Annotated in this window: 16 protein-coding genes and 1 pseudogene; 8 read left to right on the top strand and 9 right to left on the bottom strand. The window is 69.8% G+C overall.

The window, feature by feature from the left end; genetic code table 11:
- The coding region (locus MYF83_RS38035; protein ID WP_443729308.1) for a hypothetical protein at positions 1-307 on the top strand (307 nt) is incomplete at its 5' end.
- Positions 308-660: 353 nt separating this feature from the next.
- On the opposite strand, the gene MYF83_RS38040 is transcribed toward MYF83_RS38035, so the two are convergent.
- Positions 661-1,608, bottom strand: coding sequence for a ketopantoate reductase family protein (locus MYF83_RS38040; RefSeq protein ID WP_279340628.1), 948 nt, complete (start codon positions 1,606-1,608; stop codon positions 661-663).
- A gap of 103 nt (positions 1,609-1,711) precedes the next feature.
- Between MYF83_RS38040 and MYF83_RS38045 the strand changes: the two genes are divergently transcribed.
- Positions 1,712-2,320, top strand: a complete 609-nt coding sequence (locus tag MYF83_RS38045; protein ID WP_248965667.1) for a TetR/AcrR family transcriptional regulator — start codon at positions 1,712-1,714, stop codon at positions 2,318-2,320.
- A 343-nt stretch (positions 2,321-2,663) separates the two neighbouring features.
- On the opposite strand, the gene MYF83_RS38050 is transcribed toward MYF83_RS38045, so the two are convergent.
- A complete protein-coding gene (locus MYF83_RS38050; protein ID WP_248965668.1) occupies positions 2,664-2,954 on the bottom strand; it encodes a transposase in 291 nt (96 codons plus the stop codon).
- Between MYF83_RS38050 and MYF83_RS38055 the strand changes: the two genes are divergently transcribed.
- Positions 2,944-3,930, top strand: coding sequence for an alpha/beta hydrolase family protein (locus MYF83_RS38055; RefSeq protein WP_248965669.1), 987 nt, complete (start codon positions 2,944-2,946; stop codon positions 3,928-3,930). The two genes, MYF83_RS38050 and MYF83_RS38055, sit on opposite strands and share 11 nt — an antisense overlap.
- Here MYF83_RS38055 and MYF83_RS38060 read toward each other — a convergent pair.
- From MYF83_RS38060 to MYF83_RS38070, 3 genes and pseudogenes are all read right to left on the bottom strand, one after another.
- Positions 3,863-4,003: pseudogene (locus MYF83_RS38060) on the bottom strand (DUF4158 domain-containing protein); the annotation flags it as partial. The gene MYF83_RS38055 and the pseudogene MYF83_RS38060 overlap by 68 nt on opposite strands.
- A gap of 201 nt (positions 4,004-4,204) precedes the next feature.
- Complete coding sequence (locus MYF83_RS38065; RefSeq protein ID WP_248965670.1) at positions 4,205-4,915, bottom strand: 2-phosphosulfolactate phosphatase; 711 nt, start codon at positions 4,913-4,915, stop codon at positions 4,205-4,207.
- Between the two features lie 105 nt (positions 4,916-5,020).
- The gene (locus MYF83_RS38070; RefSeq protein WP_248965671.1) at positions 5,021-5,356 is read right to left on the bottom strand and encodes a DUF2255 family protein; all 336 of its coding nucleotides are present in this window, start codon (positions 5,354-5,356) and stop codon (positions 5,021-5,023) included.
- A gap of 306 nt (positions 5,357-5,662) precedes the next feature.
- On the opposite strand from MYF83_RS38070, the gene MYF83_RS38075 reads away from it, so the two are divergent.
- Both MYF83_RS38075 and MYF83_RS38080 read left to right on the top strand, forming a co-directional pair.
- Entirely contained in the window at positions 5,663-6,721 is a 1,059-nt protein-coding gene (locus tag MYF83_RS38075; RefSeq protein ID WP_248965672.1) for a sensor histidine kinase, read from the top strand.
- Positions 6,718-7,374: a response regulator gene (locus tag MYF83_RS38080; protein ID WP_248965673.1), complete on the top strand. Its 657-nt coding sequence runs from the start codon at positions 6,718-6,720 to the stop codon at positions 7,372-7,374. The genes MYF83_RS38075 and MYF83_RS38080 overlap by 4 nt, the downstream gene beginning before the upstream one ends.
- A gap of 32 nt (positions 7,375-7,406) precedes the next feature.
- Here the strand turns inward: MYF83_RS38080 and MYF83_RS38085 are convergent, their stop codons facing one another.
- Positions 7,407-8,159 carry a DUF2306 domain-containing protein gene (locus MYF83_RS38085; RefSeq protein ID WP_248965674.1) on the bottom strand — a complete coding sequence of 251 codons (753 nt, stop codon included), beginning with the start codon at positions 8,157-8,159 and terminating at the stop codon, positions 7,407-7,409.
- A gap of 1,094 nt (positions 8,160-9,253) precedes the next feature.
- A complete protein-coding gene (locus MYF83_RS38090; protein WP_248965675.1) occupies positions 9,254-9,853 on the bottom strand; it encodes a TetR-like C-terminal domain-containing protein in 600 nt (199 codons plus the stop codon).
- A gap of 81 nt (positions 9,854-9,934) precedes the next feature.
- Here MYF83_RS38090 and MYF83_RS38095 point away from each other — a divergent pair, with 81 nt between their 5' ends.
- A complete protein-coding gene (locus MYF83_RS38095; RefSeq protein WP_248965676.1) occupies positions 9,935-10,420 on the top strand; it encodes an FBP domain-containing protein in 486 nt (161 codons plus the stop codon).
- Complete coding sequence (locus tag MYF83_RS38100; RefSeq protein WP_248965677.1) at positions 10,417-11,571, top strand: GDSL-type esterase/lipase family protein; 1,155 nt, start codon at positions 10,417-10,419, stop codon at positions 11,569-11,571. Before MYF83_RS38095 ends, MYF83_RS38100 begins: the two co-directional genes overlap by 4 nt.
- Before the next feature lie 203 nt (positions 11,572-11,774).
- On the opposite strand, the gene MYF83_RS38105 is transcribed toward MYF83_RS38100, so the two are convergent.
- Positions 11,775-12,614, bottom strand: a complete 840-nt coding sequence (locus tag MYF83_RS38105; RefSeq protein ID WP_248965678.1) for a TetR/AcrR family transcriptional regulator C-terminal domain-containing protein — start codon at positions 12,612-12,614, stop codon at positions 11,775-11,777.
- 78 nt (positions 12,615-12,692) lie between these two features.
- A complete protein-coding gene (locus MYF83_RS38110; RefSeq protein WP_248965679.1) occupies positions 12,693-13,655 on the bottom strand; it encodes a LysR family transcriptional regulator in 963 nt (320 codons plus the stop codon).
- Between the two features lie 338 nt (positions 13,656-13,993).
- On the opposite strand from MYF83_RS38110, the gene MYF83_RS38115 reads away from it, so the two are divergent.
- Positions 13,994-14,575: a DUF6817 domain-containing protein gene (locus tag MYF83_RS38115; RefSeq protein WP_248965680.1), complete on the top strand. Its 582-nt coding sequence runs from the start codon at positions 13,994-13,996 to the stop codon at positions 14,573-14,575.
- The last annotated feature ends 73 nt before the right edge of the window (positions 14,576-14,648 follow it).

Below are 14,648 nucleotides of genomic sequence, written 5' to 3' on the forward strand. Positions count from 1 at the left end.
CAATCCTGATGGTCCAGAGGAGTATGACCGCTATGTCGTCCTTGACCTGGATGTACCCGATGAGTTCGTAGTACTCAGCTCATATGGGCGATGGAACGACTTCCTGGAAGCGATCTTCATGAGCGACAGTTCGCCGCGCATGGACTGGTCGATCGACCAGGACGAGCTCGATGAACAGACCGATGGGCGCGTCCAGGCATGCCTTCCGCGCGTGGCAGGCCCATGGGTCCTGAGCATCCGCCCATTGAAGCCGTCGTCGTTGGATGAGCCCGAAGAAACCCCGTGCACGGTTGAAACTGGTGAATAGGTGATGCTCCGTCGTCATGCGACTGGGTCGCGGAGCTCTTGGCGTATGCGGTGGCGGAACTGGCGCACGCTGGTTTCTGTGTCCCGGGGGTCAGCGCGTGGAGGAGGTCGTTGACGTAGGTGAGCGACCGGGTGGAGGCGACGTGGGAGAGGATGTCCACGGCGCGGTGTCCGTGTTCCAGTCCTTCGTCGAGACAGCCGCTGCGCGATCCTGTCCTTTTGGCCGATCTTTCGAAGGATGCGCGGACGGCTGAGGAGATGCACCCGGCGTGGGGCGAGGTCGTCGACGTTCCTACCCCTCGTCGCCAAGGGATGATCACAGCGGAACTGCGGGGAAGTCTCGTAGCCGCTCACTCAGCCTGTCACCTCGCGGGCGAAGCTCGGTTCCGCCGCCTCCAGTCGCGGTACCGCGACCCCCAACCGGCGTGCTTCCGCCAGGGTGTCTCGGCAGATCTCACGCGGCTCCTCGGCCTCGGGGTCGGAGTGCGCCTCAAAATTCACGCGCGCCGGCGCGAAATGAGCGAGCAGCCAGGCGAGCGCGGGGGCCGTCAGCCAGGTGGGCGCACGGAACGGTAGCACACCGCCCCGGTGACGTCGCAGGTCAACGCCGCGCGCCTCGAGGAGCGGCAGCAGCTCACGGCTGGCCAGCAGCGCCTCGCGCAGGTCGCCCGTTGCCCCGGCCAGCTTGGACAAGGAACCCAGCCGCAGGCCCTGCGAGAACAGGCCGGCATCCGACACGAAATGGCCCCACAGCCAGCCGCGGAAGTCAGGCTGCTCCTTAAGCCGGAGCCCGGCCTCGCGAAACGCCTGGCGCACGGCCCGCTCACGTTCGGTCGGCGGCTGGCCGAAGGTGCCGAAGATGACCGACGGCAGCAGCGCCCCACGGAGCACGCCGTCCGCGCCGAAACCGCCACCGGCCTGGGGAAAGCCCCAGGCGATCTGGTCGACAGGGAGTGCGCCGATCGCGGCCAGCGGCTCGGTCCAGATGTTGCCGAAGACCAGCACCGTGGCCTGGCCGACACGCGGGGACAGGAAGGCCGTCGCCTCCGCGAGGCGGTGGTGCGGCACGCTCAGCACGATCAGGTCGAAGTCGTGGTCTGGCTCCAGTTCCTCGCGGTAGCGCACCGGCCACTTCTGGACGACGCGCTGCCCCCACACCCGCCGCCGCGCATCGAGCAGATCGAGGTCTATCGCTTCCCCGTACGCCGCCGTGCGGCCCGGCCGGACGTAGAACTCGACGTCATGCCCGGCCCGTTCCAGGGCCCAGCCGTACATGGTGGCGATCACGCCTCGGCCGAACATCAGGATCTTCAAGCTGCACCTCGTGGGATACAATCGAATTGGAGGTCATCTCCACTTCCCAAAAATATGGAGGTAGTTTCCGTTTGTCAACGCGAGGTAGCGCATGAACTCCGCCAAGCCGCTGCGTGCCGACGCCCAGCGCAACCGCGAGGCCTTGCTCGCCAAGGCCCGGGAGGTCTTCGACGCCGGAGGCTTCTTCGACCTGCGCTTCGATGATTTCGCCCGCCTGGCCGGTGTGGGCACCGGCACGCTGTACCGCCACTTCCCCACACGGGAGGCGCTGGCCGAGGCGGTCTATCACGAGGAGGTCGCCACGCTGTGCGACCGCGCCCGCCAGTTGCAGGCCACGCTCCCCCCGGAGGAGGCCTTGGCGACCTTCCTGCGTGGCATGGTCGGCTACATGGATGCCCACCAGGGCCTCGCCCGGACGCTGGCCACGCTCATGGCCACCGGCTCGGGTGCGCTCGCCGAGGGTAGTCGGGCGCTGGAGCAGGCTGTCACCGACCTGGTGGCCGCCGCCGTGAAGGACGGCGCCGTCCGCGACGACGTGGGTGCCGGTGCCGTCATGATGGCACTGCATGGCATCGGTGCGGCCCATGACCGCCCCGGTTGGCGGGCCGAGGCCGACGGTGTCATCACCCTCGTGCTGGACGGGCTGCGCCGGTCGCACTCAGGCGACAGTGGGACGAGCACGAGCGCCGGGTACGGCTGATCGACTGGGAAGACTTCGGCCGCAGCGACCGGGCGTTCGAGCTCGGCGAGGTCTGCGAGCATATCTCCCGCCTCGACGGCGTCCTGGACGCCGAGCAACTCCTGACGCACCTCGATCTGACCCGGCAGAAGCCAAGCGGGTGCGCGATTTCCGCCGCCTGATCGCGTTGGGCTGGTTCCTCCAACTCGGCCCCGACGGGCCGGCGACACCGCACAACCCAGCCGGCACCCTGGAGCGGCAAGCCGAGAAAATTCTGCACCTGCTCGGTCGACCAGCAGCACAACTGCCCGCCGCACTCCTCGAAATCGCCGCCGGTCCCCGAGAGGAGGATCTAGGCGGCGGCTCAGACGCCATCCTCATCCACAGGGGTGGCGGGCCGGTCCTCGGAGAGAGGCAGCGGCACAAGCGGCCGCAGGCCCTTGTCCGGGGCCGAGGAGGCGATCGCATAACGGCCCAGGCAGTTGAGGTGGGCGTGGCCCAGCGGAGACAGGCGCGCCACGTCCTCGTCTGCCTGCTCCGCGCCCACGCCGCCCCGCTCCGCCGTCCCGTCGGCCACGCCGACCGGCCCCGCCACCCTGCCCGCGCCCACCGGCGCCCATCCGGTCGGCACCACCGCCCTGCATATGAAGGACACCTCCCGTTCCGATCCCTGGAACCTCGACGTCGATGCCAGGGAGCTCAAGGTCACCCTGTGGTATCCGACCAAGCAGCGCGACGGGCAGAAGGCGCCGTACATGTCGCCGAAGGAGTCGGAGCTCGTCCTGAGGGGGTGGGGGATCGGCGGCGTGCCGGACGACACGCTGAGCAAGACGCGGACGAACGTCGTCAAAGACGCGAAACCCGCGGGGCGCAAGCTGCCGCTGGTGGTGCTCTCTCCCGGCTTCACCAGGCCGATGAGCATGCTCACGTCCCTGGCCGAGGAGCTGGCCAGCCGCGGGTACGTGGTGGCCGGGATCGACCACACCTATGAAAGCTACGCCACGACCCTGGCTGACGGGCAGGTCGCCGAGTGCCTCGCTTGCGACAGCGACACCGACACGGGTTTCGGCACCGGGGTGGTGACGGGCCGGGCGGCCGACGTCTCCTTCGTGCTCGACCAGTTGACGACGGAGTGGGAGGGTTCCGGCCTGATCGACCGCTCCAAAATCGCGATGGCGGGCCAGTCGATCGGCGGGGCCAGCACCCTGGCGGCCATGATCAAGGACACCCGGATCCGCGCCGGGATCGACATGGACGGCACCACCTACGCCCGGATCCCCAAGAGCGGGTTCTCCCGGCCGTTCATGTTCCTGGGTTCTGCACAGCACGTCCCGGGGAGCCGCGCCCCCACGTGGGACCGCGACTGGAAGTTGTTGACCGGGTGGAAGCGCTGGATCGTGCTGACGGGTGCCGAACACCAGTCCTTCACCGATGGCCCGCTGCTGGCGGAGGCCCTCGGCAGCAAGCCCTCTACGTGGTCCTGTCGGCGGCGCGCGCCATCGAGCTCACCTCATCCGGTACGAACCCCAGCCACGGCAACGTACAGAGCTGAACGGCAAGACCAAGACGGTCGGTCGGGCCACGACCACGACCCGGGTCCACGAAGGCCACGTCCGCCTGCGTCAACGTGAAGTACCGGATCAAATCGTCCCCGCCGATGTCAGGGAACGAACGAAGCTGCTCCAACTGCTCCTCGGAGAACATCCGTGCCGCCACCGCGACCACCCCCACCACGTACGGGCGAAACCGTACGAACGGTAGCGGCGGCGATCAACGCCCGGAGATCATCCGGCTCCGCGAAGCCGCCGCCGCCGCCCCGAACCACCGCCATCGGGACATGCAGTTGGTACCGCATACCCGACAGGGTGCTCGCTCTCGCATGCTGAAAGTAGACCTCACCAGCGATCAGACCGGATCCTCGTCAGTCAGCGAATGCATCGCGCGTGGACGCAGGACCATGAGCGAGCCTTCCAAGGTCGCCACCATGGCAAAGGGAAACCGGTCGACCTCAAGACAGAGCGCAACGTCATCAGGATGGACTCCTTGACGCACACCCTCCGCCAGTTCGGCGGCGGCGCGCGACTCGGCAGCGCGGCGGAGGAACTCAGCAGGATCCGCCTCAGCCTCAGTGGCTCTCCGGGCGATGTATTGAGCGCACGCCAGATCTTCATCGGCCTGTCCATCTTCGCCAGTGACCACGAACGTGACACTGTCACTCTTGCGTGTCCGCAAGAGCCGAGCCGTTGCCTCCGCCACCACGAAGCTGGCGCACAGCACCAGCGGCGCCTCCTTGACCGCAAGGGCGCCGACTGTCCCTGCCGTGGTTTTCTGCACAACGGTCCGTCCGCCAAGGTCAATAGACCGCAGCAGGCCCGGCGAGTTGACGGTGTCGAACCCGGGCGCGGGCGGACCGTCTTTGAGCGCCACCCAATCCGGGTGGCGAGCCTTGAGCGCCAGGGCTTCGTCCAGCGACTCAGCAAGAACGATCTTTTCCGCCCCCTGGGCAAAGGCCCAGGCAGCCACGGTGAAAGCACGCATGACGTCGACTACGACCGCCACGGACGGGGCTTCGACCAGATCGGCGATACCAAGGTAACGAGTGTCCATTCCGGTCATGATCGCGCATGCCCGACCCGAGGCACCAGGCCGAGATGACCTTCACCGAACCGTAGCGACCCCAGGCAGACCAAGGGAACGGGGCTCGCGCCACCAAGATCGTTCTCAGTGCCAACCGCTGTACCGATGTTCCTCAGCCCCGTACTTGGCGCGGTAGACGACATCCAGCCGGTCGTTGAGGACGTCGTCGCCGTCGGCGTCGATGAGGGTGACGTCCCTGGCGACGCCGCCGGCCTCGATCCGGCCTTCGTGGCGGGTGCGGGTGCCTTTGAACCAGTCGGAACCACGCCCGTTGACGGAACGGACGTAGAGGTCGTCACCCTGGCGGACGACCCAGATCGTTCTGGGCCTGCGCAGCGTGCCGTCTGACCGGCGCGAGGCGATCCCCGGTTCCTCCGCGTCGCCGATCCTGGCCAGTTCATCGCTGGTCCATGCGGCCATCAGTGTGTGTCCTTCGTGGCAGGGGCGGTGCGGCGGGCCGGGACGATCAGCACGAGGGCGAGCATGAGCGCGAGGACGAGGGGCCGCGCCCGAGCTCTGGCAGACCGCGCTGTGCCTGGGAACAGCGTTCAGGGGTGCGACAAGGCCCCCATCGGCCCAGCCGTCCAGGCCTGTCTCGTACTTTGGGAGGGTCCGGAGCGGCACGTGCTCTCGTACCATGAGCTGGTGCAAGGCCTCCTTCGTTCCGTGTGGAACGAGCCACCTCCCTCCGCCCCGCCGCCGCGGCTGTGGCGAGATTGGGCGCTCGTGGGAGTGCTCGTGCCGGCCGCGGTGCTCGAAGGGGTTCTGCGGCCGGACCTTCCGTGGCGAGTCTTCTCGGTGATCCTCGCCGCCGGGCTGGTGCCGACGTTGCTGTGGCGCCGGTCCAGACCGCTGCTGATGGTCGCGATCGCCTTCGGCGCCACGAGCCTGGCCCCATTTTTGCTGGGCGGCGACTCGCCGGACATGCACACGATGGCGTACATGCTGCTCTTGCCGTACTCGTTGTTCCGGTGGGGGTCCGGACGCGAGGCCGTGATCGGGCTGCCGATCCTGCTCCTAGCGCTCGCTCCCTCGGTGGCCTCCGACCACACCGTCTTCACCGACGTGGTCGGCGCGTTCGCCATCATCTCCGCGACCGTCGCCCTGGGCGGGGCGTTCCGGTACCGGGCCAGAGCCAGAATGCGCGAGCTCGACCAGGTCAAGCTGCTCGAACGTGAACAACTGGCCCGCGACCTGCACGACACCGTCGCTCATCACGTCTCGGCGATGGCGATCCGCGCGCAGGCGGGCATCGCGACTTCGGCGTCGCGGCCGGCCGCCGCGACCGAGGCACTCCACGTGATCGAGGCCGAGGCGTCGCGTGCCCTCGCCGAGATGCTCGCCATGGTCCGCGTCCTGCGCCGGAACGAGCCGATGGACCTGGCGCCCGGCCGGCACATCTCCGATCTGGAACAGCTCGCGAGCCGGGGCCGGTCCAGTCCGTTCGTCGAGGTGGAGATCTCGGGCGATCTCGACGACCTCCCCCCATCGGTCGGGGCCGCGATCTACCGCATCGCCCAGGAGTCGGTCACCAACGCCCGGCGGCATGCTCGTCACGCCACCCGCATCGAGGTCCGGGTCGCCGCCGACGACACGTCGGTGCACCTGCGCGTGAGCGACGACGGCGACGGCGGCCTCATGCGCCTGACCACGTCGCCGGGATACGGGCTCATCGGCATGATCGAACGCGCCGACCTGCTCGGCGGCACCTGCGTGGCCGGCCCGAATCCCGACGGAGGCTGGACAGTGACCGCCGTGCTGCCTCGAACCGGGTCGGCGGCATGAGCATCCGGGTGATCGTCGCCGACGACCAGGAGATCGTCCGCACCGGGCTCGCGATGATCCTCGACGCCCAGCCGGACATCGACGTCATCGGCGAGGCCGCCGACGGGCGGCGGGCCATCGAGCTCGCGCGGCGCCTACGCCCCGACGTGTGCCTGTTCGACATCCGCATGCCCGGCGTCGACGGCATCGAGGCCACCCGCTCCCTCGCCGGGCCGACCGTCGAGGACCCCCTCGCCGTCGTCGTCATCACCACTTTCGACCTCGACGAGTACGTCTACGCCGCCCTCAGAGCCGGCGCCCGGGGTTTCCTGCTCAAGAACGCCGGCGCCGCCCTGCTCTCCCAGGCCGTCCACGCCGCCGCCAACGGCGACGCGCTCATCGCCCCGAGCATCACTGCGCGGCTGCTCGAGGCCTTCGCCCGCACCGGGCCCGCCTCACCGCCGGTGAAACCCATCGAAGCGCTCACGGACCGGGAAGAACAGATCCTGGCCACGGTGGCACGTGGTCGGACCAACAGCGAGATCGCCGACGAGTTCTACATCTCGCTCAGCACCGTCAAATCCCACATCGCCAGCCTGATGGCCAAGCTCGGCGCCCGCAACCGCGTCGAGATCGCCATGTGGGCCTATGAGACCAACCGCGTCAGGCCCTGAGCCGGGTGCGGTGGCGCTGCCGAGCGGTTACGTCAGCGGCGCCCGGCGAATGTGCGGATCGGTCCGGCCGGCCGCCTGCGGATGAACCATTCGGCCACGGCGAGATTGACCATCCACCCGGCGCCCACGAGCAGCGCTCTGGGCAACTCGCCGGGTGCGCCGACGAGCAGGATCCAGGGCAGCTGGGTCAGCGCCTGCGTGCCCGCGCCCTGCCCGATCGCGTAGCCGCGGATCATCCAGGCGCGGTGCCGGGCGATGTCCCGCCGCCGGATCGCGGCGAGGCCGAGGACGATGGACAGGATCATGGCCGTGCCGAACACGAGCCGGAAGCCGGCGAGGAGATCACCGTCACCCTCAGGGCGGGGATAGAACAGGGTCATCCACAGACCCGTGAGCGCGGCGAGGAGTCCACATGGGATCAGCAGCCGCCCGGCGGCGCGGTGCCAGGCGGGCCTCCGGCGGCGGAACCGGGGAGCGAACTGGAAGGCCCCGAGGGTGGTGTACAGGCTGACGCTGATGATGTGCAGCACCACGGGCAGGGGCGCCGCGAAGAAGCGCGCGTTCTGCGGTGTGATCGCCGCGCCGCCGGCCAGCTCGGTCAGGCGGATGGCGCCGACGATGATCGGAATGGCGCTGAGCATGATCAGCGCGGTGGGTAGCAGCCACCCTGCCCTCACGGAGGAGGCCGGGGCGACGCTCCCTGCTCTGTCCTGCTCATCCGTCGTCCGGCCGCCTCGCGGCGACTGCCGGGCCGGGGGGCGTCCCGTCGTGCTCTGGTCGGTCATGACCCGATCATGACGACTGGGGCGGTGGCGGTTCATCGGCGGAACGGCCGGATCCGAGCCGGCCGATCATCCATCGATCAGGCGTACTTTCGGCTGATGAGCGCTTCGCGCGGCTCTTCTACGCTGACCCTGCGTGGCTCGAGACACGCTCGTCGCCATCCGGCCGGGGACGCGCATGGAGGTGTCGGGACGGGTGCTTGCGCAGCCCGGCTTCGATGTACCCGGCCAGGGGTGCTCGTCTTCGACCAAGAGCACGCGCATCCAGGCAGTATCGCAACGCCCGCATATGGAACGGATATGGTCCGCCGATCGGCCACCAATCGGTGCCGGCCGGTAGATGTGATCACCTTCGAAGTCCCGCCAGGAAAGGGTGATCGACCATGACGAGCACGCACCAAAGAGAGCGGATCTCAGCGGTGAGGCGTGGGAGAACGGCCGGCTTGGCCGTCGGGGTGGCATGCGCGGTGCCGGCGTTGAGCGTCCAAGGACCCGCAGCCGCCGCCGACCAGGTCAAGCTGGGAGACGTCCAGCAGGCCATGGCGAACCTGGCGAGGACCGACGGAGTGGTGGGCGCCATCGGACAGGTGTACGTCGACGGCAAGCGGGCGGGCCAGGGGACGGCGGGTTCACGCCTGCTCACCGGCAAGGGCGGCCGCATCCCCCCCGGATTCCCGCTACCGGATCGGGTCCCAGACCAAGCAGATGACGGCCACCGTGCTGCCGCAACTTGTCACGTCAGCGCCTTCCGGCGCGCCTTTGTGCAAGGCAAGCTGCTGCCCTCCTCGTTGCAACAGGAAGTCGTCCCTCCGCCCTCCGGCGGTGGTTGTGCGGGAGCGAGCCGGCAGTATGGGCATCCGCGGGCAATGGTCCCGGCTTCCTGGCCGTGACCCTACACATCGGATGACGGCCGCCGTCATCGCCGTGTCCACCACACTGAAGATCACAAACGAGCAGGCCATGGCCGTGGGTGAGGCCATCGATCAGGCGGCCAAAGCGGTGCTCTGCCAGGAGAAGTAGCTTTGGCCGGTGTTCTTGGAAACACCGCCTGCCCTGAGGTTCCCGCTGGAAGTTCTGCAGTGGGACCTCGATTGCTGTCATGGTGTGCTGCTTGCGTCGGCATCGCCTTCATGAGTCGGCCAGTTGCGGAGCGCGACGTCGAGTGTGTCGAGCACCCGGCCCCAGGATTCGTCCGCGCCGCGTGGATGATGGTGGAAGCCGCCTGCCTGTTCCAGGCTCACGAACCCGTGAAAGGTGCTGCCCAGCAGCCGGACCGCGTCGGTCTGGTCGGGCTCCGCCAGTGAGTAGCCACGCAGAATGGCCCGCATCATGTCCGAGTGCCGGCGCGCCGCGCTCGCCTTCGCGGTCTCCGGGTCGAGCTCGACCTGCATCGCCGTGTACCTGCCCGGATGTTCCTTGGCGTAGCCGCGATAGGCGTTGGCGAAGGCGACCAGTGCGTCCTTGCCCGCCCGGCCGGCCAGCGCCGCCGCGCCCCGATCGGCGAGCTCGGCCAGCGCCAGCACGGCCACCCGAACCCGTAGCTGGTGCGCGTTTCTGATGTGCGAGTACAGGCTCGCGTCCTTCACGCCGAATCTGCGCGCGAGCTCCGAGACGGTCACCTTCTCCAATCCCACCTCGTCGGCCAGTTCCGCCGCCGCCTCGGCCAGCCGTTCGACGGTCACTCCGGCACGTGCCATGGGCCATCCGCCTTTCCTAGGACTCCTAGGAATATACATAATGATTTGCTGTCACAGCACGCGGGGGATAGCTTTTCAGCTATGAGACCGATTTCCGAGGGCGAGATCCGCGCCTCGTTCGTCAACTGCACCAAGGGCGAGGTCAAACGTCTTGCCATACCCAGGGACCTTGACGCCCGGCCATGGGACGACCTGGACTTCCTCGGCTGGCCAGACCTCTCATCCCCCGGCCGCGCCTACCTGGTCGCCGAGCACGGTGACCGGCTGGTCGGGGTGGCGCTGCGACGGGCCACCCCGCATGCCGGGCACGCACGGCGCAGCATGTGCTCGCTCTGCCTGACCACGCACACCGGCGATGGCGTGTCGCTGATGACCGCCCGCCGTACCGGCGGCGACGGCAACTCCGTGGGCGCCTACATGTGCACCGACCTGGCCTGTTCCCTCTACCTGCGCGGCAAGAAGGACGTCGGGCCCGGCGGGCGGATGCCCGAGTCGCTCACGCTCGAAGAAAAGATCGACAGGACTGCGGTCAACGTGATCGAGTTCCTCCAGAAGGTGACCCAGTGATTGACATCCCCATCACGTCCGGCCTCGTGCGCGGCGCGCTGGAGCTGGAACGCACCGGCCACGGCCTGCTGCCACACCGGTTGCCGGCCCGCGCCCGTGCCCAGTTCCCCGACGCCTACCTGGCCACCGTGGAAGCCCAGCCGTCGGGGGTACGGCTGGCCTTCCGCACCCGGGCCACCGCCGTCGAGCTGGACGTGCTACCGACCAAGGTCGTCCATCCCGGCTTCCCCGAGCCGGAGGACGGCATCTACGACCTGCTCGTCGACGGCCACCTGACCGGCCAGGGCACTGCCACCATCACCGGTCGGCCCATCCGCGAGATGACGGCCCGGTTCACCGGCCTGCCCACTCCCGAGAAGACGGTCCGGTTCACCGGCCTGCCCGATCACGAGAAGGACGTGGAGATCTGGCTGCCACTGCGCGAGATCACCGAACTGGTCGCGCTACGCGCCGACGCCCGGCTCGTGGCCACATCCGGCAGTGGCCGCCGGGTGTGGCTGCACCACGGCAGCTCCATCAGCCACGGCTCGGCCGCCGACAGCCCCAGCACCACCTGGCCGGCGCTGGCCGCCGCCCGAGCCGGGGTAGAGCTGATCAACCTGGGCCTGGGCGGCAACGCCCTGCTCGACCCGTTCACCGCCCGCGCCATGCGCGAAACCCCCGCCGACCTGATCAGCGTCAAGATCGGCATCAACCTGGTCAATCACGACCTGATGCGCCTGCGCGCCTTCGGTCCCGCGGTGCACGGCTTCCTCGACACCATCCGCGAAGGTCACCCCAGCACGCCCCTGCTGGTCGTCTCGCCGATCCTGTGCCCCTTCCTCGAGGACACCCCCGGCCCCATCACGCCGCGCTTCGACGGCGGGCGGCTGACGTTCCGCTCCGTGGCCACCCCGCAGGAAACCAAGGACGGACGCCTCACGCTCACCGTCATCCGCGACGAGCTGACCTGTATCGTCGCGAACCGGAACGACCCGAACCTGCATTACCTGGATGGTCGCACCCTGTACGGCGAAGCCGACTACGCCGAGCTGCCACTGCCCGATGAACTCCACCCGGACTCCGCCGGCCACCGCAGAATCGGCGAGCGCTTCGCCGCCCAGGCCTTCGGGAGCCACGGCCCGTTGAGCCGGCGTTCCGCGAATCGGTGAATGGTTCCGCACAGCGCACGCCAGGGGTCGGGGTCGTCCAGGTCGGCGCATCTCCGCCCCGCAGACGGCTACCTGCTCGGCGAGCACGGCGCCGGTCGGCCGGGGCGAAAATGTGGTGCGAGGCGATCAGGGGCTGTCGTAGGGGGCGGGGTGGGTCTGTGCCGCGACGAGGGCGGCGACGACGATGCGGCGAGCTGCGCGCCCTACTGGAGCCGCTCGGCGACACCACCGGCTGACGCGCCGGCCCCGGCCCCAGCCCTGCTCACGGCCGCCTCGACGCCGTCCAGCAGGACGGCAAGGCCCGCCTGGAAGGTCTGCCTCGCCTCCCGTTCCAGGTAGGGCGTGCTCTGGTCCTCCGGCGGGGAGGCCGGGCCGCTTTCGAGCCAGGCCACCATGGGGAACCGCTCGGCGAAGCCCGGCGCGACCTCCGCCAGCAGGGCCGAACGGGCGAACCACCACTCCTCGTCCGGTACGCCGGTCGCCGCCGCGGCCTGCCGCGACTCCGCGGCCGTCCGCGCCATGCCGCGCATGAAGTGGATGAGCGCCCCGACCAGCCGCCGAAGCGGGCCGGCCTCAAGGCCGGTCCGGCGCAGGATGCCCACCACCGTGTCCAGCATGGCGTACTCGTTGGGCCCGAGCACCGGCCGGGCCTGCGACACCTGCAGCACCCACGGATGGCGAAGGTAGAACGCCCAGATCTCCTCGGCCCAGGCGGTGGCGGCCTCCCGCCAGCCGGCCTCCCGCTCGTGGCCGGCGGGCAGCTCGGCCAGCACGTGGTCGTACATCAGGTCGACCAGCTCGGCCTTGCTGGGCACGTAGGTGTACAGGGCCATGGCGGTACGGCCGAGCCGCTCGCCGACCGCGCGCATGGACAGCGCGGCCATTCCCTCGGCGTCGGCGACGGCGATCGCCGCGTCGACGATCATGTCCACGCTCAGCGCGGGCTTGGGCCCGGGGCCGGTGCGCGTGTCCTGCGCGCCAGGGGTGCGCCACAGCAGCGCCATCGAACGGCGCGCGTCGCCCTGGCCGGCGAAGACGACCACCCGCGACTCCTTACGGCAGGGATCGACGGCACGGCGCCGAGCGGTGCCGCCGAGCCATCTCTATACACCATAAGGATATCAGGGCAGGTGGTACGGATGATCCCCGTTCGCGCCGGCGTAGGGTCGGCCGCCGGAGAGGGCCGCGGGGGCCGGTCCGCCCTCCAGTTCGGCGGTGACCAGGTCGGCGAACTCGGTGGCGAGCGGGCTGAGGGTGTGCCACTGGCGGGTGGCCCAGCCGACGGTGATCGGGGTCAGGAAGGGGATCGGGATGGCGCGGGCGGGGCTGCCGGGCGCGTCCAGGAGCCGGGGGAGCGCGGGCAGCACCGCGTGGCCGATGTCCAGCTCGGCGAGGAGCACCGCGGTGTCCCAGTCGGCCACTCCCACCGGAGCGGGGAAGGTCATGCCATGGCGGGCGCAGTCGTCCTCCAGTCGCTGGCGCGAGGCCGAGTTGTCCGGCTGGGCGATATAGCGGATCGCCGCCAGGTCGGCCGGCAGGATCGCCTCCCGCGCGGCAAGCGGATCGGACGCATGGACGACCAGGACCCAGGGCAGGTCGATGACCGCCCGCAGCTGGACACCGGGCAGCGGCCTGCCGAGCGTGATCCAGGCCAGGTCCACCTGGCCGCCGCGGAGCAGGTCGATGCAACGGCGGGCCGAGTGCGCCGAGTGGAACTCCAGGGTCACCCGCGGGTGCCGCCGCCGGAAGGCGGTGATCGCGTCGGCCATGAAATGGCGCACTGTCACACCGCCCGTCGTGATCTTCACGGTGCCGCCGTGGCCGTCGCGAAGCTCGCCGAGCCCGCGCAGGGCCGCGTCCAGCGAGGCGATGCCGCCCAGCGCCGCCTGGTACAGGGTCCGCCCGGCGGCGGTCGGCACGACGCCGCGGGGGCGGCGCTCGATCAGCGCGATGCCGGTCTCGCGTTCCAGCCGCCTGACGTGCTGGCTCACAGCGGACTGGGTGCAGGACAGGGAACGGGCGACGGCGCTGAGATTGCCCGCCTCGCACACCGCGATGAACACGCGCAGATCGTCCAAGGTCACCGGCCCAAGGTATCCCTTGGATCTTTGCAAGGAAATCCAAGAGTTGACTGGGGTCAGTGCTCGATCCCAGGATGAGGTCCAGGAGAACGGAGACAAGCGATCTCCTGCGTAGGCGGCAACCCGTCCGTGGTTCGGCCGGCGGCGCCGACGGCCCGGGCCGTACGGCATCGACGCCGGTGAGCAAGGCGGACGGGTGCCGACCACCGGCCCCGCGCACGCCGGGACCGGAAGGATACCGGCCACCGGCTCCGCGTACGCGGGCGGTGGGCGGTGGGCGGAACGGACGGGGTACCGGCGGCCGGCCCGCGCGCACGCCGGGAGCGGAAGGGCGGGTGCCGATGGCGGCCGGGCAGCGGGAACCAGAGACGACCTTCTCCCCGGTGGGGTGGGCGGCGGAGACCGCCGTGATCGAACTGCTCACCCGCCAGGGCGCGGGGGAGATCCCCCATCCCGGCGGCACGCTGCTGGCCCACCTGCGACGGGTCCACGCGCTGCTCGTGCGGTGGCGGGCGCGGCCCGCGGTACGGCTGGCCGGGATGGGCCACGCCTTCTACGGCACCGACGGCTTCCCCACCGCGCTCGGCGACCTCGCCCGCCGCGACGAGCTCGCCGAGGTCGCCGGCGAGGAGGCCGAGCGGCTCGTGTACTTCTACGCCAGCTGCGACCGGGGCTTCTCCTACCCCGGCCTGGCGACGGACGGCGCCGGGTTCAGGGACCGGTTCACCGGCACCGTGCTGCGTCCTGACCGGCGATCACGCCAGGACTTCGCCGAGATCACCGTGGCCAACGAGCTGGACGTCCTGCACGCCAACGCAGGCCTTCGCGCCCGGTACGGCGGTGAACTGCTCGAGCTGTTCACCTCGTGGGACGAGCTGCTCAGCGACGCCGCCCGCCTGGCGGTACGGGCGATGCTGCCCTGAAGCCCCGCCAAGCCTCCACGACCCTACGGACCCTCCGGCGCCAGCCGGTCCGCACGGCCGTCGAGGTAGGGGT

It is taken from the genome of Sphaerisporangium perillae, assembly GCF_023276435.1.
GTDB classification, from domain to species: domain Bacteria; phylum Actinomycetota; class Actinomycetes; order Streptosporangiales; family Streptosporangiaceae; genus Sphaerisporangium; species Sphaerisporangium perillae.

What these genes read in the sequence shown, in the direction of transcription:
- MYF83_RS38040 (WP_279340628.1), bottom strand. Translation starts at nt 1,608, where the DNA reads ATGTTCGGCCGAGGCGTGATCGCCACCATGTACGGCTGGGCCCTGGAA.
- MYF83_RS38055 (WP_248965669.1), top strand. Translation starts at nt 2,944, where the DNA reads ATGAAGGACACCTCCCGTTCCGATCCCTGGAACCTCGACGTCGATGCC.
- MYF83_RS38095 (WP_248965676.1), top strand. Translation starts at nt 9,935, where the DNA reads ATGAGACCGATTTCCGAGGGCGAGATCCGCGCCTCGTTCGTCAACTGC.
- MYF83_RS38070 (WP_248965671.1), bottom strand. Translation starts at nt 5,356, where the DNA reads ATGGCCGCATGGACCAGCGATGAACTGGCCAGGATCGGCGACGCGGAG.
- MYF83_RS38085 (WP_248965674.1), bottom strand. Translation starts at nt 8,159, where the DNA reads ATGACCGACCAGAGCACGACGGGACGCCCCCCGGCCCGGCAGTCGCCG.
- MYF83_RS38080 (WP_248965673.1), top strand. Translation starts at nt 6,718, where the DNA reads ATGAGCATCCGGGTGATCGTCGCCGACGACCAGGAGATCGTCCGCACC.
- MYF83_RS38065 (WP_248965670.1), bottom strand. Translation starts at nt 4,915, where the DNA reads ATGACCGGAATGGACACTCGTTACCTTGGTATCGCCGATCTGGTCGAA.
- MYF83_RS38045 (WP_248965667.1), top strand. Translation starts at nt 1,712, where the DNA reads ATGAACTCCGCCAAGCCGCTGCGTGCCGACGCCCAGCGCAACCGCGAG.
- MYF83_RS38115 (WP_248965680.1), top strand. Translation starts at nt 13,994, where the DNA reads ATGGCGGCCGGGCAGCGGGAACCAGAGACGACCTTCTCCCCGGTGGGG.
- MYF83_RS38090 (WP_248965675.1), bottom strand. Translation starts at nt 9,853, where the DNA reads ATGGCACGTGCCGGAGTGACCGTCGAACGGCTGGCCGAGGCGGCGGCG.